The sequence below is a fragment of the Flavobacterium chuncheonense genome (assembly GCF_042686145.1).
Lineage (GTDB): Bacteria > Bacteroidota > Bacteroidia > Flavobacteriales > Flavobacteriaceae > Flavobacterium > Flavobacterium chuncheonense.
Map to the genome: position 1 here is coordinate 42,520 of NZ_JBHUPC010000017.1, position 25,226 is coordinate 67,745.

30 protein-coding genes are annotated in these 25,226 nt (G+C 32.9%); 9 read left to right on the top strand and 21 right to left on the bottom strand.

The features are described from left to right. Positions 1 to 70 precede the first annotated feature (70 nt). Positions 71 to 640 carry a fasciclin domain-containing protein gene (locus ACFS5J_RS11450; protein ID WP_379812326.1) on the top strand — a complete coding sequence of 190 codons (570 nt, stop codon included), beginning with the start codon at positions 71 to 73 and terminating at the stop codon, positions 638 to 640. Between the two features lie 65 nt (positions 641 to 705). Here the strand turns inward: ACFS5J_RS11450 and ACFS5J_RS11455 are convergent, their stop codons facing one another. The 5 genes from ACFS5J_RS11455 to ACFS5J_RS11475 form a co-directional block, all read right to left on the bottom strand. Then, entirely contained in the window at positions 706 to 1,350 is a 645-nt protein-coding gene (locus tag ACFS5J_RS11455; protein WP_379812327.1) for an alpha/beta hydrolase, read from the bottom strand. Positions 1,351 to 1,361: 11 nt separating this feature from the next. Then, on the bottom strand, positions 1,362 to 1,685 hold the full coding sequence (locus ACFS5J_RS11460) for a DUF4870 domain-containing protein (protein WP_379812328.1): 324 nt from the start codon (positions 1,683 to 1,685) through the stop codon (positions 1,362 to 1,364). An 11-nt stretch (positions 1,686 to 1,696) separates the two neighbouring features. Beyond that, positions 1,697 to 2,953: a dihydroorotase gene (locus ACFS5J_RS11465; RefSeq protein WP_379812330.1), complete on the bottom strand. Its 1,257-nt coding sequence runs from the start codon at positions 2,951 to 2,953 to the stop codon at positions 1,697 to 1,699. After that, positions 2,950 to 4,878, bottom strand: coding sequence for a BatA domain-containing protein (locus tag ACFS5J_RS11470; RefSeq protein WP_379812331.1), 1,929 nt, complete (start codon positions 4,876 to 4,878; stop codon positions 2,950 to 2,952). Before ACFS5J_RS11470 ends, ACFS5J_RS11465 begins: the two co-directional genes overlap by 4 nt. An 80-nt stretch (positions 4,879 to 4,958) precedes the next feature. Beyond that, on the bottom strand, positions 4,959 to 5,375 hold the full coding sequence (locus ACFS5J_RS11475) for a DUF1456 family protein (RefSeq protein ID WP_379812332.1): 417 nt from the start codon (positions 5,373 to 5,375) through the stop codon (positions 4,959 to 4,961). Between the two features lie 72 nt (positions 5,376 to 5,447). Here ACFS5J_RS11475 and ACFS5J_RS11480 point away from each other — a divergent pair, with 72 nt between their 5' ends. After that, complete coding sequence (locus ACFS5J_RS11480; protein ID WP_379812333.1) at positions 5,448 to 5,849, top strand: TerB family tellurite resistance protein; 402 nt, start codon at positions 5,448 to 5,450, stop codon at positions 5,847 to 5,849. Here the strand turns inward: ACFS5J_RS11480 and ACFS5J_RS11485 are convergent, their stop codons facing one another. Together ACFS5J_RS11485 and uvrB are read right to left on the bottom strand one after the other, a co-directional pair. After that, positions 5,850 to 6,314 (bottom strand): DMP19 family protein, encoded by a 465-nt coding sequence (locus ACFS5J_RS11485; protein ID WP_379812334.1) that lies wholly within the window; start codon positions 6,312 to 6,314, stop codon positions 5,850 to 5,852. A 4-nt stretch (positions 6,315 to 6,318) separates the two neighbouring features. After that, entirely contained in the window at positions 6,319 to 8,307 is a 1,989-nt protein-coding gene (uvrB, locus tag ACFS5J_RS11490) for an excinuclease ABC subunit UvrB (protein WP_379812335.1), read from the bottom strand. A 144-nt stretch (positions 8,308 to 8,451) separates the two neighbouring features. Here uvrB and ACFS5J_RS11495 point away from each other — a divergent pair, with 144 nt between their 5' ends. Next, the gene (locus ACFS5J_RS11495; protein WP_379812336.1) at positions 8,452 to 9,615 is read left to right on the top strand and encodes a M28 family peptidase; all 1,164 of its coding nucleotides are present in this window, start codon (positions 8,452 to 8,454) and stop codon (positions 9,613 to 9,615) included. Between the two features lie 41 nt (positions 9,616 to 9,656). Further along, positions 9,657 to 10,049: a hypothetical protein gene (locus ACFS5J_RS11500; RefSeq protein ID WP_379812337.1), complete on the top strand. Its 393-nt coding sequence runs from the start codon at positions 9,657 to 9,659 to the stop codon at positions 10,047 to 10,049. Here the strand turns inward: ACFS5J_RS11500 and ACFS5J_RS11505 are convergent. From ACFS5J_RS11505 to ACFS5J_RS11515, 3 genes are read right to left on the bottom strand one after another with little or no spacing between them, the layout of a single operon-like run. Next, on the bottom strand, positions 10,046 to 10,708 hold the full coding sequence (locus ACFS5J_RS11505; RefSeq protein ID WP_379812338.1) for a thiamine diphosphokinase: 663 nt from the start codon (positions 10,706 to 10,708) through the stop codon (positions 10,046 to 10,048). The two genes, ACFS5J_RS11500 and ACFS5J_RS11505, sit on opposite strands and share 4 nt — an antisense overlap. A 32-nt stretch (positions 10,709 to 10,740) precedes the next feature. Next, a complete protein-coding gene (locus ACFS5J_RS11510) occupies positions 10,741 to 11,565 on the bottom strand; it encodes a DUF4249 family protein (protein ID WP_379812339.1) in 825 nt (274 codons plus the stop codon). A 4-nt stretch (positions 11,566 to 11,569) separates the two neighbouring features. After that, positions 11,570 to 13,948 carry a TonB-dependent receptor gene (locus ACFS5J_RS11515; protein ID WP_379812340.1) on the bottom strand — a complete coding sequence of 793 codons (2,379 nt, stop codon included), beginning with the start codon at positions 13,946 to 13,948 and terminating at the stop codon, positions 11,570 to 11,572. A gap of 167 nt (positions 13,949 to 14,115) precedes the next feature. Here ACFS5J_RS11515 and ACFS5J_RS11520 point away from each other — a divergent pair, with 167 nt between their 5' ends. Next, positions 14,116 to 14,754 carry a hypothetical protein gene (locus ACFS5J_RS11520; RefSeq protein ID WP_379812341.1) on the top strand — a complete coding sequence of 213 codons (639 nt, stop codon included), beginning with the start codon at positions 14,116 to 14,118 and terminating at the stop codon, positions 14,752 to 14,754. 57 nt (positions 14,755 to 14,811) lie between these two features. On the opposite strand, the gene ACFS5J_RS11525 is transcribed toward ACFS5J_RS11520, so the two are convergent. The 7 genes from ACFS5J_RS11525 to ACFS5J_RS11555 form a co-directional block, all read right to left on the bottom strand. Continuing rightward, positions 14,812 to 17,034: an NADP-dependent isocitrate dehydrogenase gene (locus tag ACFS5J_RS11525; protein ID WP_379812342.1), complete on the bottom strand. Its 2,223-nt coding sequence runs from the start codon at positions 17,032 to 17,034 to the stop codon at positions 14,812 to 14,814. A 215-nt stretch (positions 17,035 to 17,249) separates the two neighbouring features. Next, positions 17,250 to 17,603: a 50S ribosomal protein L19 gene (gene rplS, locus ACFS5J_RS11530; RefSeq protein ID WP_379812343.1), complete on the bottom strand. Its 354-nt coding sequence runs from the start codon at positions 17,601 to 17,603 to the stop codon at positions 17,250 to 17,252. Positions 17,604 to 17,754: 151 nt separating this feature from the next. Continuing rightward, on the bottom strand, positions 17,755 to 18,432 hold the full coding sequence (gene trmD, locus ACFS5J_RS11535) for a tRNA (guanosine(37)-N1)-methyltransferase TrmD (protein ID WP_379812516.1): 678 nt from the start codon (positions 18,430 to 18,432) through the stop codon (positions 17,755 to 17,757). Positions 18,433 to 18,529: 97 nt separating this feature from the next. Next, a complete protein-coding gene (locus tag ACFS5J_RS11540; RefSeq protein ID WP_379812344.1) occupies positions 18,530 to 18,976 on the bottom strand; it encodes a hypothetical protein in 447 nt (148 codons plus the stop codon). 152 nt (positions 18,977 to 19,128) lie between these two features. Continuing rightward, positions 19,129 to 19,239 (bottom strand): DUF1569 domain-containing protein, encoded by a 111-nt coding sequence (locus tag ACFS5J_RS11545; protein WP_379812345.1) that lies wholly within the window; start codon positions 19,237 to 19,239, stop codon positions 19,129 to 19,131. Then, positions 19,202 to 19,579, bottom strand: a complete 378-nt coding sequence (locus ACFS5J_RS11550) for a hypothetical protein (RefSeq protein ID WP_379812347.1) — start codon at positions 19,577 to 19,579, stop codon at positions 19,202 to 19,204. The genes ACFS5J_RS11545 and ACFS5J_RS11550 overlap by 38 nt, the downstream gene beginning before the upstream one ends. A gap of 103 nt (positions 19,580 to 19,682) precedes the next feature. Next, complete coding sequence (locus ACFS5J_RS11555; protein ID WP_379812348.1) at positions 19,683 to 20,402, bottom strand: 3-ketoacyl-ACP reductase; 720 nt, start codon at positions 20,400 to 20,402, stop codon at positions 19,683 to 19,685. A 241-nt stretch (positions 20,403 to 20,643) separates the two neighbouring features. Here ACFS5J_RS11555 and ACFS5J_RS11560 point away from each other — a divergent pair, with 241 nt between their 5' ends. From ACFS5J_RS11560 to ACFS5J_RS11570, 3 genes are all read left to right on the top strand, one after another. Next, a complete protein-coding gene (locus ACFS5J_RS11560; RefSeq protein WP_379812349.1) occupies positions 20,644 to 21,576 on the top strand; it encodes a peptidylprolyl isomerase in 933 nt (310 codons plus the stop codon). Positions 21,577 to 21,718: 142 nt separating this feature from the next. After that, a complete protein-coding gene (locus ACFS5J_RS11565) occupies positions 21,719 to 22,027 on the top strand; it encodes a cytochrome c (RefSeq protein WP_379812351.1) in 309 nt (102 codons plus the stop codon). A gap of 53 nt (positions 22,028 to 22,080) precedes the next feature. After that, entirely contained in the window at positions 22,081 to 22,584 is a 504-nt protein-coding gene (locus tag ACFS5J_RS11570; RefSeq protein WP_379812352.1) for a hypothetical protein, read from the top strand. 7 nt (positions 22,585 to 22,591) lie between these two features. Here the strand turns inward: ACFS5J_RS11570 and ACFS5J_RS11575 are convergent, their stop codons facing one another. The 3 genes from ACFS5J_RS11575 to ACFS5J_RS11585 form a co-directional block, all read right to left on the bottom strand. Beyond that, positions 22,592 to 23,194 (bottom strand): hypothetical protein, encoded by a 603-nt coding sequence (locus ACFS5J_RS11575; protein WP_379812353.1) that lies wholly within the window; start codon positions 23,192 to 23,194, stop codon positions 22,592 to 22,594. 66 nt (positions 23,195 to 23,260) lie between these two features. Continuing rightward, positions 23,261 to 23,737: a hypothetical protein gene (locus ACFS5J_RS11580; RefSeq protein ID WP_379812354.1), complete on the bottom strand. Its 477-nt coding sequence runs from the start codon at positions 23,735 to 23,737 to the stop codon at positions 23,261 to 23,263. A gap of 12 nt (positions 23,738 to 23,749) precedes the next feature. After that, positions 23,750 to 24,304 (bottom strand): thioredoxin family protein, encoded by a 555-nt coding sequence (locus tag ACFS5J_RS11585; protein ID WP_379812355.1) that lies wholly within the window; start codon positions 24,302 to 24,304, stop codon positions 23,750 to 23,752. 110 nt (positions 24,305 to 24,414) lie between these two features. On the opposite strand from ACFS5J_RS11585, the gene ACFS5J_RS11590 reads away from it, so the two are divergent. Beyond that, on the top strand, positions 24,415 to 24,759 hold the full coding sequence (locus ACFS5J_RS11590) for a tRNA-binding protein (RefSeq protein ID WP_379812356.1): 345 nt from the start codon (positions 24,415 to 24,417) through the stop codon (positions 24,757 to 24,759). A 48-nt stretch (positions 24,760 to 24,807) separates the two neighbouring features. Here the strand turns inward: ACFS5J_RS11590 and ACFS5J_RS11595 are convergent, their stop codons facing one another. Beyond that, the gene (locus ACFS5J_RS11595; protein WP_379812357.1) at positions 24,808 to 25,185 is read right to left on the bottom strand and encodes a PUR family DNA/RNA-binding protein; all 378 of its coding nucleotides are present in this window, start codon (positions 25,183 to 25,185) and stop codon (positions 24,808 to 24,810) included. Between the last annotated feature and the right edge of the window lie 41 nt (positions 25,186 to 25,226).

Below are 25,226 nucleotides of genomic sequence, written 5' to 3' on the forward strand. Positions count from 1 at the left end.
TTTTTTATTTTCAGAAAACCAAGTTCAAAGTTATCTCGTAAATGCCAGTATAACTTTAAAATTAAAAAGGATGAGAACCAACAATTTTTTAGCAACAACTCTTGTTGCAGTAAGTATGTTTTTTGGAACACAAAGTTTTGCACAAGGGATGAGTAAAACCGTTGAAGTAGGTGGAGCACCAATGTATCCAAATAAAAATATAGTGGAGAATGCTGTTAATTCTAAAGATCATACAACCTTAGTCGCGGCTGTTAAAGCGGCAGGATTGGTAGATGTTTTAATGTCTGAAGGTCCGTTTACTGTTTTTGCACCCACAAATGAAGCATTTGATAAACTTCCAATGGGGACTGTAGAGACTTTGTTGAAACCTGAAAATAAAGAAATGTTACAAACTATTTTGAAATATCATGTTGCAGCGGGTAAGTGGAGTGCTAAAGATATTAAGAAGGCTATAAAAGAGGGTAGAGGTAAATATACGTTTAAAACAGTAAGTGGTGCTAGTTTGACCGCTTGGATGAAAGGGAATGATCTTTACATTACTGATGAGAACGGGAACAATTCAAAAATTACTATTGCAGATGTATTTCAGAAAAACGGAGTTATTCATGTAGTAGATACAGTAGTTTTGCCTAAGTCATAAGGTAAATTTTGTTTAGTTTGTTTTTACGGAAAAGCTCTCAATTTTTAGTTGAGAGCTTTTCTATTTTATTTGGTTTGGATTAACCAATTTTTAAAATCATAAAAATTTTGAGGCGCTACACCATGTCCTACAGGGTATTCGTGGTATTCAATAGGTAATCCTAAATTTTCAATAAAAGGTTTAGTTTTACGTGCCCATTCTACAGGAATCACTTGATCAACAGAACCGTGTGAAACAAAGAATTGTAAATGTTTATTGTCTTTGTTTATGAAATCTTCAGTAAGAATCTTTTCGTTTAAATAACCACTTAGTGCAACTACACGCGCTACCTTTTCGGGATACGATAGGGCTGTTGCGTAACTTAAAATAGCCCCTTGACTAAAACCGATAAGTGTAACTTGCTTTTTATCAATTGGATATTGGTTTGTAATTTCGTCTATAAATCCGGCGATTATATCACGTGATGCTCGTGCTTGATTGTCATCGGAAAACTTATTTTCATCAGCATCAAAATGGATAGCATACCATGCATGTCCATAAGGTTGTAAATTATATGGAGCACGAACGGAAATTACATAATATTCTTCTGGTAAGTCAGAGGCAAATGTAAATAGGTCTTCCTCGTTACTTCCATACCCGTGTAGTAAAATTAAAACTGGGTTTTGTTGTTGTTTTATTTTGGGTTCTCTTATGAGATAATGTAAGTTCATTAATTGTGGGCTTATAAATTTTTAAACAGTTTTTGGTAAAACTCTCCAACTAAAGGGACGATTTTTTTCTCACCATTTAAGGCACCTAAGAAACCATAAAACCATAAGATAAAAATGAATAACCAAAATGCAGAAGAAACCATCCAACTGTCAAAGTAACCAATAGGATATCCTAATAGAAAAAATGTTAAAAAAATACCCAAAGCTTGGCGAATATGAAAACTAGCAAATTCGCTTTTCTTTTCCTCTTGATTCATTAAAATAGCGATAACACTTCCAATAATTGTAATATAACTTATTAAAGCGGTGTTTTTACCTTTTTCAATGTCGTTCATGATAATGTCTCTTATTGTGTGATTAATTTTCCGTTGTTAAAAATACCAATGGCTTTACCTTTCATATTTTGTCCTAAAAAGGCTGAATTTTTAGATTTTGAAAGGATGTTTTCTTTACTAAATGTCCATTCGTTTGAAGTGGTAAACAGACTCAATTCTGCTTTATTTCCTACAGTAATTGTGTTTTCTGCAATTCCGAAAATTGTTTTTGCTGCTGTTAATTTTTCAATAATCACTTTTAAAGGTAATACTGTCATTAAAGCACCAAAAGCACTTTCTAAACCAATTGTACCATCTTTAGCCATATCAAATTCTAATTTTTTCAATTCGATATCCAAAGGGTTATGGTCAGATGTAATGCAATCAATAGTTCCGTCAAGTACTGCTTCAATAAGTGTTTTTCGTGCCTTTTCGTCTCTTAGTGGAGGGTTAACTTTATAGCGTGAATCAAAACTTGTTAGTACTTCATCTGTAAACACTAAGTTGTGAACCGTGACACTGCACGTTACATTCAATCCTTTTGCTTTTGCTTCTTTGATTAACGCAACAGATTTTTCACTTGAAATGGTTGGGATGTGCATTTTACCACCTGTGTATTCCAAAAGAAATAAATTGCGTGCTATGTGTAATTCTTCTGTTAAACTTGGGATTCCTTTTAGACCTAAAGATGTAGAAACAATACCTTCGTGAACGATACCTTTTCCTTTTAAATTATTGTCTTGAGAAAAACTGATTACGAGTCCATCGAAATCTTGCACATATTGTAAGGCAATTTTTTGAATGTTGGCATTTTGAATCGCTTTTTTATAATCGCCAAAAGCAATTGCCCCAGCATTTTGCATATCAAAAAGTTCCGCAAGATCTTCACCTTCGCTATTTTTTGTTAAAGCTCCAATAGGGTATAAGTTTGTTGGGTGCTCTTTTGCTTTGTCTAAAACAAACTTTACTTGAGCTTGATTGTCTATTATTGGGAGACTGTTTGGTTGTAAAGCTACTGCAGTAAAACCACTTTTAGCAGCAGTATTTAATCCATTTGTTATAGTTTCTCTATCTTCATATCCAGGTTCTCCAAATGATACTGAACAATCCATCCAACCTTGAGAAACATTAAGATTTTGATATTCTACCAATTCATAATGTGCTTCAGAATCAATATTCGGTGCTATTGCGGTAATAATTCCGTTTTCGATTTTGATGTCAACGGTTTGATTATGAAAAGGACTCTTTGGGTCCTGTATAATTACTTGTTTGATTAAAACAGTTGTCATTTTACAAATTTTTGGATTAGAATTTCAATCAATAAAAAGAGCAGTGTTGCTATTAAAAACCATTTCCAAATCACGGTGTCCGTTCTTAAAGAATGTAATTCGTTTAATGCTTCTTCAATTGAATTTATTTTCGCAAAATTACTATAAATTATGGAGTTGTCCTCGTTTAAATTGCTTTCTGTTCGAGGATAATTAAAACTTATATTTTGTAAGTTTTTCGTTTGTTGGTTTATGGTGTAATTTCCTGCTTTTTCTGGGTAATCACCAAAAGATAATTTTACTTTAGTGGATAATATTTGTTGCAGCGGGATAAAACTGTAATTCGAATTGGCCACAGCAATTACATCATCTTTGTTGAGAGTAGCATCGATATACATGGTTTCATTTTCTCCAATAGTATAAAAAATGTTTTGCGCTACTGTTTGCGATTTAACCATATTGTAAACAGCAGGTACAATTAAAGGTGAATTTTGAAAGTTCGAATTTTGTTTTGAAATAGCCGCCGAAAAAATGTAAAAACTCCCAATTTTATTGCTAACAGAACTTAAAAAAGGGGTTTGGTCTTCAAATTTTAATGCTGCAAATGTGTTGCCAATAAGGGAAAAACTTTGATTAACTTTTGGGTATTGAAAGTTGCTTACTCTTTTTTCAAAAACTTGATTAAAAATAGGATGATCGAAGTTAATATTGGTGATTTGTTTATCGCTGTTTTCATTTTTAGCAAACGCTAAATTTCCAAACTTTTGAGCAAAACTGGTCAGGTTTGTCGCTGTACATTCTGTAGAAGGGATTAAAATCACACTTCCTCCTTTGTCATAAAACGCCTTTAGAGTTGTGGTTAATGATTGCGGTATTTCTTTGATTTCATTTAAAATTACCGCATGTTGCCCTTCAATTATATTGTAATCCAATTCCTTTAAAGAAGTTGTTGTTAATTGGAATTCATCCGCTACTAATATTCTTTTCAAGAAATCACTTTTATCATTATCTCCAATTACTAAAGCATTAAGTTTTTCAGGCTGAGAAATACTAAAGTAAAAGTTATTGTCATATTCTAGACAATTATCTTGAATGCTGACTTTACCATTGAATGCTTTTTTGGGAATTGAAAGTGTAATTGTTTTTTCAATCTTATCAAAATTTACCTGTGTTTTAGCAGTTACTTTATCATCTTCAAAAAGTGTTAAGCTAATTTCATTTTCAAAAGTACCGAAGGCTTTTAAATCAATACTGATTTCATAAAAGGAATCAAGTGTATTGGTTAGGCGAACACTCTCAATGCTAACATTGTTTTTGTTTTGTGCTTTAGGTTGTAAAAAGTAGACTTTATTTGCAATCGTTAATTGCGAAGCATTTTTACTGTTTGCGGCAATAGCATCAGTAATTATCAGATAATCAAAAGTTGTATTTTTCTTTTTTGCTGACACTTGTAACAATCGATTATCTAAATCAAATGGGATAGAACTGTATTGTAAGTTTTGTAATTCTTTTTGAATAGCTTTACTATCGATATCCCAGAAAACTTCATCGTTGGTTAAAAGGGAGAATTGTTGGGTAGGAGCAAACTGTTCTAAAATATCTTGAACACTTCTTTTTAAAAGTTCTCCTTTATCTCCTTTAGCTTGCATGGAAAACGAGTTGTCAAGAATAACAACAAGTTCACGGTCTCTATTTTGCGCATCAACTGCATTAAAGTAGGGTTGGGCAAAAGCCAAAATTAGACAACTTAATAATAAAAGGCGCGTGGTTAATAATAACCATTTTTTCAAAGATTTACTTTTACGTGTTTGTTGTTGCAGTTCTCTTAATAACTTAACGTTTGTAAAGTGTTGCTTTTTAAACCTGCGTAATTGAAATAAATGGACTAAAATTGGAATAACCAACAGAAAAAGTAAGTATAGAATCTCTGGGTGTTTAAACTGCATTTAGTTTTTGTTTAGTCAAATATAAGGGTTTTCTGTAAAAGTAATGTTCAAAAATACAAAAAGAGACAAGGAATTTACAACTAATCTTTCGACTTGTTTTTTCCGTTTTTAAATCTCACTTTTTCAACAATAGGCTGTTTTTTAGCAACTGGTTTCTTTTTGTTAAACGGTTTTTTAGTTTCCTTAGGTTTATCTGTTTTTGGTTTTGATTCGGTGTTGTTATCAGTCGATTTGAAATCTTTATGACTCTTGATAACATCTAAAGGGTTTTTAGGATTTTCCTTTGTACCTCTGAGGTGAATAACTAACGCATTTAAAAAATTACGCAAAACTTGATCACCACATTCCATGTATTTTGGATGTTTCTCGTCACGGAAAAAATTACCCAATTCACCTTTGGAAATTCTAAAGTCGACCAATTCTAAAATTTCAACAATTTGATCGTCACGAAGTTGTAGGGCTACTCTAAGTTTTTTAAAAATATCGTTATTTGTCATGATGTAAAAATAAAGTTCAAAGATACCCAATTAAACTTAGAATTATTATTTTTACAAAAAGATTATACGATTATGGAAGACTATCAAGAAAAAATAAGTTTGTTGCAGGAGATGATTTCTTTTGCGCTTGTTGATGGAGAGTTACACGATCGTGAGTATGATTTTATCGAAATGGTGGCTATGGAATTGGAAGTTGATAAAAGCACTCTTCACAAGCTGTTTGATAAAAAAAATGAATCAAAAGTCATTAAAGACGAGTTTCATCGTATTTGTCAATTTTACCGATTGGCATTGTTGATGCATTCTGACGGTATTTTACATGATGCAGAAACTATTAAGATTAATGAGATAGGTATAAACATGGGACTAAATCCTTATGCTATGAAGCGTGTTTTGCATCTGATGAAACAATCGCCAAATGGTATGGTAGATGGCGATGTTTTGTTATCAGTGTTTAGTGAACAGCACAATTAATTAGCTTGGGAATTCAGTTTTATGGTTACGAATGTAAGTTACAATTAACGCAACTACATCTTCTTCTTGTTCATCATTGAAGAAAATTTCATCTAAATCTTCCCAGCCTGACAGTACTTTTTCGTCAAGTTTTGAAATGGTAGCGATTCTTTTATCAAAAGCATCATGATAATTGTTGATGCCAAATAAACCTATAGCTTTTGCAATAATATTTGCGGTTTTTGGAGCTCCAATTTTTTTATAAGCATCTACAATCTCGCGTGCAAAATTACCCGTTTCATTTTCGAAAAAGTATTGAAAACCTCCTTCTTGCATAGCTCCTTCAAAAATATCAATTAAAACAAAAGCAGTTTCTCCTTCTGTAAGAGAGTCCTCTTCTTGTTTTTTACCCCAAATAATTGTTCCAATAGCTTCAATAATTTCAATTTCATCATTTGAGGCTAAAATCGTGTCTAATTTGCTCATGTTTTTATAATTTATCTTGTAAAACTTTTATTTCGTCACGAAGTTTTGCTGCCTGCATAAAGTCAAGGTCTTTTGCAGCTTTTTCCATCGCTTTACGTTTTTCTCTTATTTTCTTTTCGATTTCAGGCTTTGATAAGTATTCGCTTTCCGGCTCTGCAGCTTTTAGTGCTTTGTTTTCGTAATATTGTGTTGAAACTGAGTTCCCACCTAGAGCACTTCCTAGACTTTTATTCAAAGCTTTAGGAGAAAGGTTATTTTCGGTATTGTATCGTATTTGCTTCTCTCTTCTGTAATTGGTTTCGTCAATAGTTTTTTGCATACTATTGGTAATTTTATCAGCATACATAATAGCTTTACCGTTTACATTACGAGCAGCACGACCCACAGTCTGTGTTAAGGAACGATGACTTCTTAAGAACCCTTCTTTGTCGGCATCTAATATGGCTACCAAAGATACTTCAGGTAAATCTAATCCTTCACGCAGTAAGTTCACTCCAATTAATACATCAAAAATCCCTTTACGTAAATCTTGCATGATTTCAACACGTTCTAAGGTATCCACGTCCGAATGAATGTAACGGCATCGAATGGCAACTTTTGTCAAGTATTTGGCCAATTCTTCTGCCATACGTTTGGTCAAAGTAGTTACCAAAACACGCTCGTCCTTTTCGCAACGTTGTTGTATTTCTTCAATTAAATCATCTATTTGATTTTCACTCGGACGAATTTCTATAATAGGATCCAATAAACCTGTAGGACGAATTACTTGTTCTACGTATACTCCCTCAGTCTTTTGTAATTCGTAATCAGCGGGTGTAGCTGAAACATATACTACTTGATTTTGAAGCGCTTCAAATTCCTCAAACTTTAAAGGACGGTTGTCCATAGCAGCTGGTAATCGGAAGCCATATTCTACTAAGTTTTCTTTACGACTACGGTCACCACCATACATAGCGTGAACTTGAGAAATGGTAACGTGACTTTCATCAACCACCATTAAGTAGTCATCTGGAAAATAATCTAAAAGGCAGAATGGCCTTGTTCCTGCCTCACGACCATCTAAATAACGGGAATAATTTTCAATTCCAGAACAGTAACCCAATTCTCGAATCATTTCCAAATCGAAATTGGTACGTTCCTCAAGTCGTTTGGCTTCTAAATGTTTGCCAATTTCTTTGAAATAATCTACTTGTTTAACCAAATCCTGTTGGATAGCCCAAATAGCGTTTTGCAACACATCCGGAGAGGTTACAAACATATTGGCGGGGTAAATGTTTAGTTTTTCGTATTTTTCAATAACTTGTGCTGTTCTCGGGTCAAAAGCTTCAATTTCTTCAATTTCGTCACCAAAGAAGTGAATACGGAAAGGTTCATCGGCATAACTAGGAAACACTTCAACAGTATCTCCTTTTATTCGGAAAGTACCAGGTGTAAATTCTGCTTCTGTTCGTGCATACAAACTTTGAACCAAACGGTGTAATAATTTGGTACGCGAAATAACTTGATCGCGCTCTACAGAAATTACGTTTTTTTGAAATTCAACAGGATTACCAATACCATACAAACAGGATACTGATGAGATAACGATAATGTCACGCCTTCCTGATAATAAAGCAGAAGTAGTGCTTAAACGAAGTTTTTCAAGTTCATCATTTATCGATAAGTCCTTTTCAATATAGGTTCCTGTAACTGGAATAAAAGCTTCAGGTTGATAGTAATCATAGTAGGATACAAAGTATTGCACTGAGTTATTTGGAAAAAACTGTTTGAATTCCGAGTATAATTGGGCAGCCAACGTTTTGTTATGTGCTAAAATCAGAGTAGGCTTTTGTACTTCTTGCACCACATTTGCCACAGTAAAAGTCTTACCAGAACCTGTTACCCCTAGTAAAGTTTGGTATTTCTCCCCGTTCAATATGCCTTTTGATAGTTTTTCAATGGCTTGCGGTTGATCACCAGTTGGTTTGTAATCGGAAACGACTTGGAATTTCATTTTTTAAAGTGCCTTTTTGCAAATTTAAGACAAAGTTTGTTTTTAAAGTTTAATTCGCTATTTAATCATCTAAAATTTTATATTTGTTACAATTATAAAAAGTAAAGGTTTAAATTATATTATTTTTAACAAATGTTTCAGCGATTGATTTTTGTTTTTTTCTGTTTTATGGGTGTAATGAGTAATGGGCAAGTTTTTATTCAATCTTATGCAGATGTGGTAAATCAAGTTTCACAATCGAATATTAGTAGTTCGTTATCAGAATTTGAAGCTTTGGGAGTTAAACGAAGAGGAACTGCTCCGCTTGAAAACACCTACAATTGGTTGCGTAATAAATATTTGAGTTATGGCTATTCGGTGGGACAATTACAAGAAGACACCTATACAAATGCTGGGTATACTTGTAAAAATTTAATTGTTACCAAAGTTGGAACATTGTACCCTTCTACCTATGTTATTATTTGTGGTCATTATGATTCTATTATTGGTACAGGTACTAATGACAACGGAAGTGGCACAGCAAGTATATTGGAAGTGGCTCGGTTACTACAAAACATCCCAACAGAATATTCCATCAAGTTTATCCATTTTAGTGGGGAAGAAGATGGTTTAGTGGGAAGTCAACATTATGTTTCCAATGTGGTTAATGCTACCACGCCAAAGATGGATATAAAGTTAGTATTCAATTTGGATGAAGTTGGAGGTGTTGCTGGAGCAGTAAATAATACTATTACTTGTGAGCGTGATACCGGTACACCAACCACAAATAACGCTGCTTCAAATATTATTACTAACGAGTTAATGACTTGTGTAGGTTTGTATTCACCGTTAAACACTAATTTATCTTATGCTTATGCTTCGGATTATATGCCTTTTGAAGATAACAATGAAGTAATTACGGGGTTTTATGAAACAAATGAATCCTCGCACCCTCATTCCGCAACGGATTTGTTGGTTAATATGGATCCCGTTTATAATTATAATGTGGCCAAAGCGGCAACTGGTGCTATGTTACACTTTGCTGTAGCTACTTCTACTTTAGCATCTCAAAGTTTTGATAATGATTTGCAAATTAGCTTTTTTCCAAATCCAAGTCAGGATTACTTGAATATTCATTTTGGGCAATTGACGAATATTAGTACAGTTTTGAAGCTAGTTGCGATTAATGGAAGTGTGGTTTTAAATCAAACGTTTACTAATCCTAATATTATTGAAACTATAGATGTTTCCCATTTGGCTAAAGGAATGTATATGATTCTTTTAGACTCGGATAAAGGAAGTTTTAGTAGAAAGATTTTGATTCAATAAATGTGGTATGCTTTTTGGTTTTAGCATTAAAAACTACATTTATGAGAACTTTATTAGTATTACTTTTCTTTATTTCTTTTTCGATTGCTTATTCCCAAGATTTTGTGGGTGAATATTATTATAAAAGTGAACCAGTAAATGCAGGGCCATTTGTTTATAATCTAAAACTTAATGAAGATTTCAGTTATGAAATTAATATTCATAGAAGGATAAACAAAGAATATGGTCCTGATGAATATTTTAAAGGAAAAGGAACATGGTTTCAAGAGAAAAGTAAAATTATTTTCCAACCGGAATTATGTGGTGAAAAAAATGAAATTGATATGACCACTGTAACCGCTCGATTTGACCATAAGAAAAAAGACGAGTTATTGTTTTATAGTAAGAAAAAGATGGGGTGGGGGTTGAATGTTGGAATGAAAAAACAAAATTAGTCCCAACATTCCATTAATAATAAATCACCTTTTTCATGTTCAATGGTTACAATACCATCATGGTTAACGTGATTACTACTTCCTGTACGATAGCCTATGGTTAAGGTGTCGTTTTCTAAGGGATAATATAGATTTTGAGAGTGGATTCCTGAAACTTCACCTATTGGAATAAGCGATAGCGGAGTGTTTTTAGGATACCATTTTTCAAATTTATTCGGAAGTAAAAATACCTTTGAATGGTCGTCTAGAATTACAATTTTTAATTGATTACGAAACTGAACAATATTGGTGATGTTAGTAATGGTGTGATCGGTACGTTTCCCAGTAGCCCAAACCACATTTACAGCTGGAATTCCACGATTGATTAAATAGTCAAAGGCTTTTTCCAAGTCGGTTTTGTCTTGATTGGGTGTGTGAACAATTTCAATAGGATATTGCTTTTCTTTGTACGAATCAGCATCAAACCCTCTGTCAAAATCGCCTAATAATACGTCTACTTTTATGCCTAATTCCAATACCCTGTCGATAGCTGAATCTAAAACAATTACCAAAGGCGACCATTCTAGTAATTGTCCTAATAATTCTTCACTACAAGCAGCTCCATTAGCAATGATTAATGCAGGTTCTTGATCGTCTCGAACTATGTGATGTGATGACATTGGGTTTGTTTTAAATGGTTAAAGTATAAAATTTATTGTACGGTGTAATCGATAGCATCAATTTCCGAGAGGTGAAAATAACCCAATGGGTAATTTTCGGTATTGGTTTCATTAATAATATTACCACGTAAAGTAACAGGTGGAGTAGCAAAAGGATTTCCAGAGCTACTCGCAACGGCAATTAATTTGCTCATGTAATTGAAAAAGCCCAATGTAATATTTTCGACACTCAGTTTTAATGTAATCCCAGGCTCTGTCTCACTACTGCCATAAAAGCCAAAAATTTCATTTCCTTGTAAAAATTCATCTTCAACTACTCCAAATTCAGGTATTTCTTTATTAGGATTTATGACGCCTAACAAATAGTAATTATCTACATTTCCATCGTCTTGGAAATAATATTTTATTTGAATTTCATCTTCTCCAGAAAAACCAGGAACCGTTTCTTGTTCAACATTAGTGATACTTGGTGTAGCTAAAAGTTGATTGGTTGCAGTATACGATTGGCCTGCATAAGTAACATTTAGGGTGTATGTTTCATTAACAACAGGATTGAAATTAATACAAACATAGTTACCCGATTGTTGAAGTTCTGTAAATGTAAAAATTTCGTTTGCACTATTTGTTAGTGTAACTGTAGCTCCATTAGCTGGAAGAATATCACTAGTATAAAAGTCATTCGTTAAACTTAACTTGATTAATTGTTCGTTACCAGAAGTTCCTTTTTGCCAACGTATAAGTGCATCGATGACTAATTTAGGTTCAGCATTATCCAATTCTATGTCGACTACTTTTTCACAACTCGAAAGTAGTAGTACACTTAAACCTAAAATAAATTGTATTGCTAATTTTTTCATAACACTAAAATTTGAAGTTAAAAGTAACCGATGGTACTATACCAAAGATGGATAGTTTTACGGCTTCATTTACACCTGTATCTTGATTTTCTCTAAAACTGATTGAAGCAGCGTTGTAGCGACTGTATACATTATAAATTCCAAAAACCCATTCGCGAGTGAATTTTCGATTTTCTTGATTTTTCGGAATCAAAGTTGCCGAAATATCTAAACGATGATAGGTAGGAAGTCTGTTCTCATTTCTTGAATTATAACTAGGTACGGTAACACCTTGGAACACGTATTTTCCTGTTGGAAAAGTTACCGGTTGTCCCGACTGTAAAATGAAATTAGCACCAAAATTCCACTTTTTATTTAATTTATAGCTTCCCGTTACAGCTAAATTATGTGTTTTATCATAGGCTGATTTGTACCATTCTCCATTGTTAATACCTACTTCAGTTGTAGTACGGCCAGGTGTTTGTTGTTCAGACCTTGAAAGGGTATAAGCTATCCAACCGTTTAATTTACCATTGTTCTTTTTGGCTAAAATCTCTAAACCATAGGAACGCATTCTTCCATTCAAAACGACTTGTTCAATAGCATCATTTGCAATTAGGTCTGCACCATCAATATAATCAATTCTGTTTTTAACCTTTTTGTAAAAACTCTCTACTTCAAGGGTGTAATTTCCTTCATCAAAATTTTTAAAGTAGCCAACAGCTACTTGATCAGCAATTTGTGGTTTAATATAGTTATCACTCGGAGTCCAAACATCTAGTGGTGTAGGAGAGGCCGTATTGGAGACCAATTGCATGTATTGTGTCATACGGTTGTAATTGGCTTTTATTGCTTGATTACTATCAATTTCATAAGAAAGCGTAAATCGAGGTTCTAAGTTTGAGTAGCTAGCAATAGACTGATTTGAACTGAAGTATTCTGTAGCAATTGGTGTTGCTTTTTCGTAAATCTTAAGTTCTTCATCATAGAAAACAGGTTGATTATTTTCGTAATAGTTTACCGTAGATTGGCCGATACGATTAAAATAGCTCAAACGTAAGCCGTATGAAATATTTAATTTTTCCGATAGCTTTTGTTCTGCAGCAGCATAAATGGCAGTTTCGTAGGCAAACTTTTTATCCAATTGTCGATAGTTTATAGAAGAATCATCATCTATAGGCTCAATAGTTCCTGGATTTAAATCATATTTGGTAAAGTTGATTCCATAGTTTAAATCTAGTTTGTCAGATAAATAATGTTTGAAGTCGTATTTTAAATTGTAATTTTTAATACCTGATTCCCAGTTAAAACCAATAAAATCGAGTGTCAATCCGTAGTAATAATCACTATAGATTAACGATAGATTTGAAAATATTTTTTCTGAGAATAAATGATTCCATCTTAGATTAACGGTTGTATTTCCATAAGTATTAGAAAATGATTCATTTAATGTAAAAATATCCCGACCAAAGTATCCCGACAGATAAAGGTTGTTATTATCGTTAAATTTATAGTTTAACTTCGTGTTTAAATCGTAAAAATAGGCAGAGTTTTTATTATCGGTTAACTTTAAAAACAAATGGGCATAAGAACCTCTTCCTGCAATTAGAAACGAACTTTTGTCTTTTACTATTGGTCCTTCTGCAAGTAGGCGACTTGATATTAAACCAATACCACCACTCATGTGGAATTTAGTATTATTACCCTCTTTTTGATAAATATCTAAAACCGAAGCAACACGACCTCCGAAACGAGAAGGAATACCTCCTTTGTATAGTTTTAAATCTTTAATTGCATCCGCGTTAAAAACGGAAAAGAGTCCGAATACGTGTGATGTGTTATAAAGTGTCGCTTCATCCATCAAAACGAGGTTTTGATCTGCTGCACCACCTCGAACATTAAAACCCGATTGTCCTTCACCCGCATTTGTAACACCCGGAAGTAATAGCAAGGACTTTATAATATCTACTTCACCCAATAAAACTGGCATTTCTTTAATGGTTGAAATCGATAATTTGTTAACACTCATTTCCGGTTTTTGAATGTTAATTTTTTTAGTATTTGTTGAAACTACAATTTCTTCTAATTGTTGACTACTTTCTTCAATAGCGATATTTTTTCGCATGTTTTCGTTTAAGTCAATTGTTTCTTGATAAGTGTTAAAACCCAAATAACTTACTGTTAAGTTGTATTTCCCTTTGGGTAATGTAATAGAATAAAAACCATAGGTATTGGTAACTGTTCCTGTGTTTAGTTCGGGAATAACGATGTTAACACCAATTAAGGTTTCACCAGTATTGACATCTGTAACGGTGCCACTTAAGATGAATTTTTCTTGCGCAATCAAAAAATGTCCTATTAAAAAGACGTAAAATGTGAGAAGAAATTGTTTATTTTGAAACATGGTATATTGTTTGATTACAAATTTCAAAAAATATTTTTAGTTTTCACTGTTTTTTCAAGAAAACACATGTTAATCATTGGTTAATTTATAGCGGTGATTATTTGTTTTTAATAGATTTGTTATAATAATTATTTTAGATGCGATTTTTTATTCTTTTTATTTTTTTAATGTCTGTTAAGATATCGGCGCAGTTGGATAAAAAACAACAGCCCATTCGGCTTGAATTAAAAAATCCATTTGAAAAATCAAATGAGTCACCAAATTCCAATTTACCATCTCTAGAGTACAAAAGTATGTTTGATAAGGGAGATGGTAATTTAAGCAAGTACTCCATATTAAATAAAAGTGACGAGCCTTCAAAAAGTATTTTGGATACTTCTACTGATTTTAAAAATCCAGGAGATATTATTCGCGATAAATTAAATGGAGAAATTGCTAAAGAAGGGAGTTGGGAAGATGTTTTTTTTGGAAAATTTGTCGTGAACACACCCATTATAAAAATTATGGCACGTGATTTTGCTGATCCCGATGGGGATAGAGTTCAAATTCTTTTAAATAGTACAATTACGGTCAATAATATTACATTGGGTTCTTCCTATAAATCGTATTACATTGATTTGAGAGAAGGTGAAAATTTATTGGATATTTTAGCTTTAAATCAAGGTACAGCTGGTCCTAATACTGCAAATTTTGCTATTTATGACAGTAATAATAATTTGATTATAAACAACGATTGGAATTTAAAACAAGGTGTTGCAGCCAAATTTGTAATTGAATATCGTAAACCTATAGAAAGTTCAAAATAAAAATTATATTGTATAAAAAAAGCCGACCTAATGGTCGGCTTTTTTGTTATAGCTTTCTTAGTTTAATTTAGCTAAGATTGTATTCAAAGTTGTACTTGGACGCATTGCTTTGTCTGTTAACTCAAAGTTTGGATGATAGTAACCTCCAATTTGTTGTGGTTTACCTTGAGCAGCAATTAATTCCTCGTTGATTTTTGCTTCGTTTGCTGTTAATTCTGTTGCAATAGGAGTAAAGATAGCTTTTAATTCAGTATCATTATTCTGGTTAGCTAAAGCTTGTGCCCAATATAATGCTAAATAGAAATGTGAACCTCTATTGTCTATACTTCCAATTTTACGAGCTGGAGATTTGTCTGTTTCTAAGAATTTTTCAGTCGCTTGATCTAATGTTTCCGATAAAACTAAAGCTTTAGGATTGTTGAAAGTAGAACCTAAGTGCTCATAAGAAACACCTAATGCTAAGAACTCTCCCAAAGAATCCCAACGTAAGTATCCTTCTTCAATAAATTGCTCAATGTGTTTAGGAGCTGATCCACCTGCACCTGTTTCAAACAATCCTCCACCGTTCATTAATGGAACAATTGATAACATTTTTGCAGAAGTTCCTACTTCTAAAATTGGGAATAAATCAGTTAAATAGTCACGTAAAACGTTTCCTGTAACAGAAATTGTATCTAAGCCTTTTACAATTCGCTCTAAAGAGAATTTAGTTGCATTAACAGGATTCATAATGTGAATATCTAAACCTGTTAAATCGTAGTTTTTAAGGTAAGTGTTTACTTTTTCAATAATTTGTCTGTCGTGAGCTCTGTTTTCATCCAACCAGAAAACTGCTGGAGAACCTGTAGCTTTTGCACGATTAACCGCTAGTTTTACCCAGTCTTGAATAGGCGCATCTTTTACTTGACACATTCTGAAGATGTCACCGGCTTCAACAGTTTGCTCCATTAAAACGTTTCCGTTTGCATCTTTAACAGAAACAGTTCCGTTTGCAGCCATTTGGAAAGTTTTATCGTGTGAACCATATTCTTCTGCTTTTTGTGCCATCAAACCAACATTTGGGACACTTCCCATAGTTTTTGGGTCTAAAGCTCCATTTTCTTTGCAGAAATCGATTGTAGCTTGGTAAACACCTGCATAACATCTGTCTGGGATAATAGCTTTAGTATCTTGTGATTTACCTTCAGCATTCCACATTTGCCCAGAGTTACGAATCATCGCAGGCATAGAAGCATCGATAATTACATCTGAAGGTACGTGTAAGTTTGTAATCCCTTTATCCGAGTTTACCATTGCAAGTGCTGGACCATTTTCGATAGCAGCATTTAAAGCAGCTTCTACTTCAGCTTGCTCAGGTTGACCGTTAATTTTTGCGTAAACATCTCCTAAACCATTACGTGTATCTACACCTAATTTTTTGAATATGTCAGCATATTTAGCGAATACATCTTTGAAATATACTTCAACAAAAGCACTGAAAAGAATAGGATCAGAGATCTTCATCATTGTTGCTTTTAAGTGCACTGAAAATAAAACACCTTTTGCTTTTGCATCTGCAACTTGCTCAGCAATAAATGCTCTTAATTTGTTCATGTTCATTACAGAACAGTCAATGATTTCACCAGCTTTTAAAGCTGACTTGTCTTTTAATAAAGTTGTTGCTCCGTTTGCATCAGTAAACTCAATTGTAAAACTTCCTGCTTCATTAATTGTAACTGATTTTTCAGTTCCGTAAAAATCACCTTCCGACATATGTGCGACATGCGATTTTGAATCAGATGTCCAAGCTCCCATTGAGTGTGGGTGAGCTTTTGCGTAGTTTTTAACCGCTTTCGGCGCTCTACGGTCAGAGTTACCTTCACGTAAAACTGGATTTACTGCAGAACCTAAAACTTTAGCATATTTTGCTTTGATAGCTTTATCTTCATCTGTTTTGGCTTCTTCTGGGTAGCTTGGTATTGCATAACCTTGTGATTGCAATTCAGCAATTGCCGCTTTTAATTGCGGTACAGAAGCCGAAATATTTGGTAATTTGATGATGTTTGCTTCAGGAGTAGTTGCTAATTCACCTAGCTCTGTTAAAGCATCACCTATTTTTTGATCTTCATTTAAGAATTCTGGAAAGTTTGCTAAAATTCTTCCTGCTAACGAAATATCTCTAGTTTCTAATGTGATATTTGCGGGTTTAGAGAAAGCCTTAACAATAGGTAAAAACGAATGTGTAGCCAACATAGGAGCTTCATCCGTAATCGTATAAATGATCTTTGTAGGATTTGACATGAATAAATATTTTTAGGTTGTTTGTTTTTTTAAGCCGAGCAAATATACGAAAATGAGAGGATTTTTTTAAGTTACTAGAAACGAAAACGTTTGAATTTTCAAATTCGCAATATTTGGATTTCATTTTAGGAAATTGCTAAAAAACAAATATAATTTTTATGGAATAAAAAAAGTCGTAACAATTGTTACGACTTTTATCTCTCAGAAATAGAAGATTAACCTCTTCTTTTTTCTTTAATTTTAGCTTTTTTACCAGTAAGTTCTCTGAAGTAGAAGATACGAGCTCTACGAACTTTACCTCTTTGGTTTACTTCAATTTTCTGTAAAGCTGGCATGTTTACTGGGAAGATACGCTCAACACCTACAGCACCAGACATTTTACGGATAGTAAAAGTTTCAGTCATACCAGAACCTCTTTTTTGGATTACAACCCCTTTAAAGAACTGAGTTCTAGTTTTTTCACCCTCTTTAATTTCATAGTACACAGTGATAGTATCACCTGAGTTGAATTGAGGAAAATCTTTTTTCGTTACGAATTCGCTTTGTACGAAATCTACTAAATTTGCCATTTTTAATAAAATAAACGTTTGATTCAGAGTAACATACACGTCCATCGCCAGAGGTTAGTCCAAATGTGGGTGCAAAATTAAGAAATAATTATCAAATTTTTGCAATATTTCATTTGATTTTTAATCAAACTCCAAAAACTTATCCTCTCGATTACTCGTCTAATAAGTCGGGACGTCTGTTTTTTGTATGTTCATACGCTTTTTGCTCACGCCATTCTTCAATCTTTGGAAAATTTCCACTTAAGAGAATTTCAGGCACTTTCCACCCTTTGTAATCTGCAGGTCGTGTGTAAATAGGAGGGGAAAGTAAATTGTCTTGGAAGCTATCGGTTAAAGCAGATGTTTCATTACTCAATACACCTGGGATTAATCGGATGATGCTATCACAAAGTACAGCGGCACCTAATTCTCCACCTGATAACACATAATCGCCAATTGAAATTTCACGAGTAACGAAATTATCACGAACACGTTGGTCAACCCCTTTGTAGTGTCCACAAAGTATAATGATGTTTTTTAATAATGACATTCCGTTTGCAATCCCTTGATTTAAAGTTTCGCCGTCTGGAGTCATGTAGATAACTTCATCGTATTTGCGTTCGCTCTTAAGTTTTGATATGCAATCATCAATGGGTTGAATACTCATTACCATACCAGCGCCACCACCAAATTGATAGTCGTCAACACTTTTTTGTTTGTTAGTAGTATAATCTCTTAAATTGTGGAAGTGAACTTCTACGAGTCCTTTTTCGATTGCTCTTTTAAGTATTGAAGCTTCAAACGGACTTCTGATAAGTTCAGGTAATACAGTAATAATATCGATGCGCATTGTTTTCTGTTTCAATTAAAATGTTTTGCAGTAAACATTTGGTTGCAAATTTAATCAACTTTACAACTGAAACCAAAGTATGAACGCTACAAAATTATCAAACGCCAAATTGTCTTAGATGATTGTCAAGGTAATTGTAGATTAATCGATCCCATTTACCATAAGTCATTTTTCCCCAAAAAGGGTGGTGTAACTTCATAATTGCATGTTTACCTTGACTACCGATGCGACCCACTTTTTGAATTAATTCGTGTTTTAATTCGTTAAAATCAGAGTCTTTTTCTCTTTTTCTGCGGTAAAAAGATTGGCTGTCTTGGTAAATAAGGCATTTTAAATACTCGTTTTTTAAGAAAGTACTCAGCGCTTTTTTTACTTTGTTGACTTCGATTTCTTGTTTGCCAAAAACTATATCCAACTCTAAAAGAGAATGTTTGCAAACATAATCTACAGTAGTATTCCCCCACTTAGCTTTGGTGTCCGGAGTCAATTGCATAATACGTGCAATTACTTCTTGGTTGTCTTTTAAATTATAAATACTCTTCATAAAAGATTGTTTTTGGTTAGAACTAATTGTCTTTTAATTGTATTTATTTGGGACTTCGTTAAAGCGTATCTAAATATAGTTTATATTTTTTTTAGTTTTAATTTTTTTTCGATGAAAGTAAGTTTAAAATAGATGAATTTGTCAATTGTCAGTTAAACATTAAATTGTTTCAAATGATGGTCTAAATGTTTCCAATGCAATTTGTCCCAATCTTCATAAGACATCTTACCAAAAAAATGGATGTGTTTGATTTTCAATAACATTGTGGCCTTCGGCAGCAAATCTTTTTACTTTTTTGATAAGTTCGTTTTTTGTTGTCTCAAAATCATAAGTTCCAGTTCTTACAAATGAAGGAGCAGTAGGACTATTTTTTTTGAAATCAGGAGCCTTTAAAATTTTGTTTTTTAATATTTTACCCAATATTTGCATTATAAAATTTGCTTTTAAGGGCAAATTTCCAAAAGCAACATCAATGGGAGCAATACAATGACTCATCATTTGATCGACACTCATTTTCCCCCAAAGCGCTTTTGATTCTGGAGTTAGTTTTTGGATGCGTTCAATGATTTGAATATTATCTTCCGGATTATAAATGGATTTCATGGTGTAGTTATACAGTTGATTAGCAAACTAAAAATAATAAAAAAAGTCCATAAGTAAGATATTTTTCTTACTTATGGATTTTTTGTTATTGCTATAACTTTTATTATGGATTAGTAGACCATAGCGACGCTCCTTTTAACATGGCTCTTCGTGGTAATTTTAATCCAGCAACTATAAGCTCTGCAAAATCTTCAGGTTGTAAAACAGTATCTACATCTTCTTTTTTAGCAATTCCTAATGAAATTGACATATCTGAAGCGATTGTACTTGGTGTTAATGTACAAACGCGAATGTTGTTTTTTCGAACTTCTTTCATTAAAGATTCTGAAAGTCCAATTACAGCAAATTTTGAAGCCGAGTAAGCTGAAACATTAGCATTTCCATTTAATCCTGCAGTTGAAGAAACGTTGATAATGTCACCTTCGTTTTTAGCGATTAAATGCGGAAGTACTTCTTTAGTAACATAGTACATTCCCATAACGTTTGTTTGAATAATATTTGACCAAGTAGCTACATCCATATCAGTAAATGAACCAAAAGCTGCAATACCAGCGTTGTTAACAAGAATGTCTACAGTTTTGAATGATGTTATGATTTCTTGAATCCCTTTTTTAACGGCTTCGTAATTTGCAACATCAAAAACTGAATAAATGGCATTTACACCTAAACTTTTCAATTCGTTAACGGTTGTTTGTAACTCATTTTCATTTCGCCCTGTAATGGCTACATCTACACCTTCTTTTGCAAGCGCAATAGCGGTAGCCTTTCCTAGACCTTTGTTTCCACCAGTTATGATGGCTTTTTTCCCTTTTAAATTTTCCATTGTAATTTTTTTAAGCATGGTAAATTTAAAAATATAAATGCAGAACATTTTAATTAAAACCTTAAAATAATCTTAAACTTGTGTGCGTTTTTATGGCGCTAAAGTGTTTTAAAAGTAATCCTTTTATAAATTGTTGAAATTTAGAGTGTAATCGGTTTATGGGGTATTTTGGCTACTTTTATATATCTAATAAAATCACTAATTTTGCAATCATAATTTAAATAAAATAAAATAAAATAAAATGCAAGACGGTATTTACGCAAAATTTAATACGCCTAAGGGAAGTATTTTAGTAAAATTAACGCACGATAAAACACCTGGAACTGTTGGTAATTTCGTTGGATTGGCTGAAGGTCAATTGGAAAATACAGCAAAACCAATGGGAACTCCATATTATAACGGTTTAAAATTTCATAGAGTAATTCCTGATTTTATGATTCAAGGTGGTTGTCCACAAGGAACAGGAACAGGAGATGCAGGATATAAATTTGACGATGAGTTTCATCCAGAGTTACGTCATGATAAACCAGGAGTATTGTCAATGGCGAATGCAGGACCTGGAACAAATGGTTCTCAATTTTTCATTACGCATGTGGAAACGCCATGGTTAGACGGTAAGCACTCTGTATTCGGACACGTAGTTGAAGGACAAGATATTGTAGATGTTGTTGCGCAAGGTGATGCTATCGAATCAATTGAAATTATCAGAGTGGGTGACGAAGCTAAAAACTGGAATGCAATTGAGGCTTTTAGAACGTTTGAAGGTTCTCGTGAAAAAAGATTAGCGGAACAAAAAAGATTAGCAGAAGAGGCTTTAGAAAAATTGGCAGCAGGTTTCCAAAAAACAGAAAGTGGTTTACGTTACCAAATCATCCAAAAAGGTAGTGGTAAACAAGCAGAAAAAGGTAAGAAAGTATCGGTACATTACCAAGGAGCTTTAGATAACGGTCAGGTTTTTGACTCATCATACAAAAGAAAACAACCAATTGATTTTACATTAGGAGTAGGTCAAGTTATTGAAGGATGGGACGAAGGTATTGCATTATTAAAAGTAGGTGACAAAGCTCGTTTTGTAATTCCATCATTTTTAGGATATGGAAGTCGTGGTGCAGGAGGAGTAATTCCACCAGACGCAACTTTAGTATTCGATGTTGAATTAATGGATGTTAAATAACCCTTGATTTTTTAATCTATTATATAATATAATCCCGGAGGTTTTACTTTCGGGATTTTTTATTAGAAGTATTTTGGAAGAAGGAATAAAAATATTTTTCTGAAACCATTGATTTTGTATTTTTACCCAAACCAATTACATTATGAAATTAAAAGTATTAGGAACATTTGCAATTATAGGCTTACTAGTTGCTTGTTCGTCAAGTAAAAAGGCAGTTGCAGAATCGAAAACTCATACATTAACCGAGGTTGTAGCAATTGAAATGACACCAGAGCTTGCAGCAGGAAAAACTATTTTCGATAATAAATGTGGTAAATGTCATGATTTACCTGAGCCAAGTCGTTATTCAAAAGAGCGTTGGGCGCCAATTATGAATAGTATGGCTAAAAAGTCTAAACTTTCTGATGACGATAGAGATATGGTGTATAATTATGTAACAATGAATCTGTAAATACATTTTGGCTCGCATTTTGATTTGAGAAGTATGAGCCAAATTCCTTTTTTATGAAAAAAATATTTTCTTTACTCCTTTTTATAGCTGCTTTTTTTGCTGAAGCTCAAATACAACATTGTGGTTATGATTTTACCTCTTATCTTGTAGTGGATGCGCATGAAGATGGAAAAGTAGTTAATGTGTCAACTTTGAAAATTTCAGTAGTTAATGAAAATGGTTCTGCAGTTATTAATGTGAATAATTCTTATAGTTGGAATAACAGTAACCAGCCAATGGTTTTCAAACAGAACTATTTAATTAATAAAGAAGGGGAGAAAGAACGTTATTTTTTTCCCTATGCTAAAGATCAATATTTTCTATCGGTTGCGAATACTTTTCCGGCGGAAAACTTTAGTATAAAAATAGAAGATACTGCTGGCGTTTATAAAACCCAAACAATACCCTTGCAGAGTTTTAACATGTATGTATTGTGTTCAAGTGAAAACGAACGTCAATCGCGTATGTTTGGACCAAGAACAAATAGACCAATAGAAGTTATCTTAGAAAAAAAGTAGTAGTTTTTTACTCTAAACGATTTTTTTGATTTTCTTTAATAATGGTTTCGATATCTAACCCTTTTCCAAAAGTGTATAAAGAAGACATTGCTTGCTTTGTGGTTATAGGATAAAACGTTAATTTATCTTTAGCAACATAGCGTACTTCTCCTGCATCTATTTTTGGAGCATCTGGTATGTATAGTGTATAAAATTTGTCAGTTGAGTCGGTAATGAAAGCAATATTGTAGACATCATCATCTTCTGCAATAATTACAGCATGCCAAAATTCATTGATGACCATTTCTTGGTCTCCTACTAATCTGTAGCGCATTGTTTGTACGGTAGGAAATAAAATAAACAATTGTTCTTCAAATCGATTACTCCACTTTTTAAAAAAGCCTTTTTGTATAAAGCTTCCACTTATAAAGCAGATGGTAAGAATTAATACAATGCAAATTGTTATTACGGCAATTTCACCAAGTATGGTTTCAAGTTCAAAAAATGTTGAAATTTTGGAACCAATAGGTGTTAATAGGTGAATGGCTTTCATGATTAACATGAAGATTAACAAACCGGGAACCATAAAGAAAAGTCCTCCAAAAGCAAGTGAAAGAAATGTTTTTTTCATTTGTGCCATACAATTCAACTTTAGTGTAAACTAAAGATAAGAATTTTATTGCATTGTTTTTTATGTTTAATTCACATTTTCAATATGTTGCATAAACTTTTTAAAAGTCTTTTTGGAGTATAATGTAGTGAAGTAATTGTTGTCAATATAAAGTTCAATTATGTCTTCATCGACATGTAAACTTGGATCATATAATTGTAAACTTGGTCTGTATGATATTTCCTTTTGATAGTTGTTTTTACTAATGAAACTTTTATGACTTATACTTTTTTTATTGGAAAACGATAATGTTTTTAAGGTTCGTATTGGATAACCTAAAAATGTTAATAGCAATGAGATGGTGTCATTTTCAATGGAAACAGTTTTCTTTGAGAATAGGATAATAGTAAAAATTACATTAAGAACAGTTAGTATAATTGTTAACATTATACTTGTTTTCTCAAAAAATGTAACGCCAATATTAATTGCTAAAACAACTAAATTGATTAAGAATAGGTTTTGAAAACGATAATAGTCAAGGTTTAATTCTAATTGAACTTTCATCTTTTAGAAAAATTATTTCCATTTGATGTTACAACCAATGCTAGGTTTTTGTGGTTCTACAATTTTACGATTGTAGATAACGGCATCAATAGCATTACGTAAATCGCTGCCACTTATTGGAATTGCATTGGCTGGTCTTGAATCGTCAAGTTGTCCACGGTAAACCAATTTGTCTTGATTGTCGAAAAGAAAGAAATCGGGAGTGCATGCTGCATCGTAAGCTTTAGCTACTTCTTGAGATTCATCGTACAAATAAGGAAAATCGATTTTATGTGTTAGCGTAAAATCTGCCATTTTATCGGGTCCATCTTGAGGATATTTTTCAATATCATTACTCGATATAGCTACAATCCCAATGCCTTGAACGCGATAGTCGTTTGCAATCATAACTATTTCTTCAATTACGTGCAATACAAAAGGGCAGTGGTTGCACATAAAAATAACTAAAGTACCTTTATTACCCTTGCATTCGCTAAAATTAAAATTGGTATTAAAATTGGTTGCTGGAAGTAAAAAGTCTGGTGCTTTAGTACCAAGAGGTGTCATATTTGAGGGAGTTTGCGCCATTTTATTGTTTTTTGGAAGTGCATTGAAAAAGTACTGTTATTATTATACGTTAATATTAGTATAAAGTTACAAAATGATTGAAAATTCTTATTTTTGAAAAAAAGAGAAAAATGAAAACAGAAATTTCATGGAATGATTTTGAAAAAATCGACATAAGAGTCGGTACCATAACAACTGTCAACGATTTTCCAGAGGCTCGTAATCCAGCCTATCAGTTGCAAATTGATTTTGGATCAGAAATAGGTATTCGTAAGTCTTCCGCTCAAATCACCAAGCGCTACGAAAAAGAGGTGTTAATTGGTAAGCAAGTTATCGCGGTTGTAAATTTTCCAAAGAAACAAATTGGTAAATTTATGAGTGAATGCTTAGTGTTAGGTTTGGTAGGTGATGATACTAAAGACGTTGTATTACTTTCGCCTGATTTTAAAGTGGAAAACGGTATGAAAATGGCATAAAAAAGTCCGAATTTAATTCGGACTTTTTATTTGTGTTTGAATTAACAATTAAATATCATCAAAGCTTACGTTAGTAAAACTTTCTGTAGATGGTGTTGTTTCTTCTTCTTCAGTCATAAAAGATTCTTTTTTGAAATCTCTTTGATGTCTTTCAGAAATTACTTCCTCACCTTTATTGTCGATAACAAAATCGGTCATTTCGTTTAAAATTTCAGAAAAAGCAGCGAAGTCTTCTTTGTATAAGTAGATTTTGTGCTTTTTAAAATGGTATGATCCATCTTCTTCTGTAAATTTTTTACTCTCTGTAATAGTAATGTAATAGTCATTCGCTTTGGTAGATCTAACATCAAAAAAGTAAGTTCTCCTACCAGCTCTTAATACCTTAGAAAAGATGTCTTCTTGTTCTAACATTTCATGTTCTCTCATAATCCAATCTATACAATTAATAGTTTTATAGTTTACCAAAA

What these genes read in the sequence shown, in the direction of transcription:
- ACFS5J_RS11595 (WP_379812357.1), bottom strand. Translation starts at nt 25,185, where the DNA reads ATGAGAGAACATGAAATGTTAGAACAAGAAGACATCTTTTCTAAGGTA.
- ACFS5J_RS11455 (WP_379812327.1), bottom strand. Translation starts at nt 1,350, where the DNA reads ATGAACTTACATTATCTCATAAGAGAACCCAAAATAAAACAACAACAA.
- ACFS5J_RS11480 (WP_379812333.1), top strand. Translation starts at nt 5,448, where the DNA reads ATGGAAGACTATCAAGAAAAAATAAGTTTGTTGCAGGAGATGATTTCT.
- uvrB (WP_379812335.1), bottom strand. Translation starts at nt 8,307, where the DNA reads ATGAAATTCCAAGTCGTTTCCGATTACAAACCAACTGGTGATCAACCG.
- ACFS5J_RS11475 (WP_379812332.1), bottom strand. Translation starts at nt 5,375, where the DNA reads ATGACAAATAACGATATTTTTAAAAAACTTAGAGTAGCCCTACAACTT.
- trmD (WP_379812516.1), bottom strand. Translation starts at nt 18,432, where the DNA reads ATGCGCATCGATATTATTACTGTATTACCTGAACTTATCAGAAGTCCG.
- ACFS5J_RS11555 (WP_379812348.1), bottom strand. Translation starts at nt 20,402, where the DNA reads ATGGAAAATTTAAAAGGGAAAAAAGCCATCATAACTGGTGGAAACAAA.
- ACFS5J_RS11545 (WP_379812345.1), bottom strand. Translation starts at nt 19,239, where the DNA reads ATGTTATTGAAAATCAAACACATCCATTTTTTTGGTAAGATGTCTTAT.
- ACFS5J_RS11520 (WP_379812341.1), top strand. Translation starts at nt 14,116, where the DNA reads ATGTCTGTTAAGATATCGGCGCAGTTGGATAAAAAACAACAGCCCATT.
- ACFS5J_RS11460 (WP_379812328.1), bottom strand. Translation starts at nt 1,685, where the DNA reads ATGAACGACATTGAAAAAGGTAAAAACACCGCTTTAATAAGTTATATT.
- ACFS5J_RS11450 (WP_379812326.1), top strand. Translation starts at nt 71, where the DNA reads ATGAGAACCAACAATTTTTTAGCAACAACTCTTGTTGCAGTAAGTATG.
- ACFS5J_RS11515 (WP_379812340.1), bottom strand. Translation starts at nt 13,948, where the DNA reads ATGTTTCAAAATAAACAATTTCTTCTCACATTTTACGTCTTTTTAATA.
- ACFS5J_RS11485 (WP_379812334.1), bottom strand. Translation starts at nt 6,314, where the DNA reads ATGAGCAAATTAGACACGATTTTAGCCTCAAATGATGAAATTGAAATT.
- ACFS5J_RS11465 (WP_379812330.1), bottom strand. Translation starts at nt 2,953, where the DNA reads ATGACAACTGTTTTAATCAAACAAGTAATTATACAGGACCCAAAGAGT.
- ACFS5J_RS11580 (WP_379812354.1), bottom strand. Translation starts at nt 23,737, where the DNA reads ATGAAAGTTCAATTAGAATTAAACCTTGACTATTATCGTTTTCAAAAC.
- ACFS5J_RS11575 (WP_379812353.1), bottom strand. Translation starts at nt 23,194, where the DNA reads ATGAAAAAAACATTTCTTTCACTTGCTTTTGGAGGACTTTTCTTTATG.
- ACFS5J_RS11570 (WP_379812352.1), top strand. Translation starts at nt 22,081, where the DNA reads ATGAAAAAAATATTTTCTTTACTCCTTTTTATAGCTGCTTTTTTTGCT.
- ACFS5J_RS11470 (WP_379812331.1), bottom strand. Translation starts at nt 4,878, where the DNA reads ATGCAGTTTAAACACCCAGAGATTCTATACTTACTTTTTCTGTTGGTT.
- ACFS5J_RS11505 (WP_379812338.1), bottom strand. Translation starts at nt 10,708, where the DNA reads ATGTCATCACATCACATAGTTCGAGACGATCAAGAACCTGCATTAATC.
- ACFS5J_RS11550 (WP_379812347.1), bottom strand. Translation starts at nt 19,579, where the DNA reads ATGAAATCCATTTATAATCCGGAAGATAATATTCAAATCATTGAACGC.
- ACFS5J_RS11560 (WP_379812349.1), top strand. Translation starts at nt 20,644, where the DNA reads ATGCAAGACGGTATTTACGCAAAATTTAATACGCCTAAGGGAAGTATT.
- ACFS5J_RS11565 (WP_379812351.1), top strand. Translation starts at nt 21,719, where the DNA reads ATGAAATTAAAAGTATTAGGAACATTTGCAATTATAGGCTTACTAGTT.
- ACFS5J_RS11590 (WP_379812356.1), top strand. Translation starts at nt 24,415, where the DNA reads ATGAAAACAGAAATTTCATGGAATGATTTTGAAAAAATCGACATAAGA.
- ACFS5J_RS11540 (WP_379812344.1), bottom strand. Translation starts at nt 18,976, where the DNA reads ATGAAGAGTATTTATAATTTAAAAGACAACCAAGAAGTAATTGCACGT.
- ACFS5J_RS11525 (WP_379812342.1), bottom strand. Translation starts at nt 17,034, where the DNA reads ATGTCAAATCCTACAAAGATCATTTATACGATTACGGATGAAGCTCCT.
- ACFS5J_RS11510 (WP_379812339.1), bottom strand. Translation starts at nt 11,565, where the DNA reads ATGAAAAAATTAGCAATACAATTTATTTTAGGTTTAAGTGTACTACTA.
- ACFS5J_RS11500 (WP_379812337.1), top strand. Translation starts at nt 9,657, where the DNA reads ATGAGAACTTTATTAGTATTACTTTTCTTTATTTCTTTTTCGATTGCT.
- rplS (WP_379812343.1), bottom strand. Translation starts at nt 17,603, where the DNA reads ATGGCAAATTTAGTAGATTTCGTACAAAGCGAATTCGTAACGAAAAAA.
- ACFS5J_RS11585 (WP_379812355.1), bottom strand. Translation starts at nt 24,304, where the DNA reads ATGGCGCAAACTCCCTCAAATATGACACCTCTTGGTACTAAAGCACCA.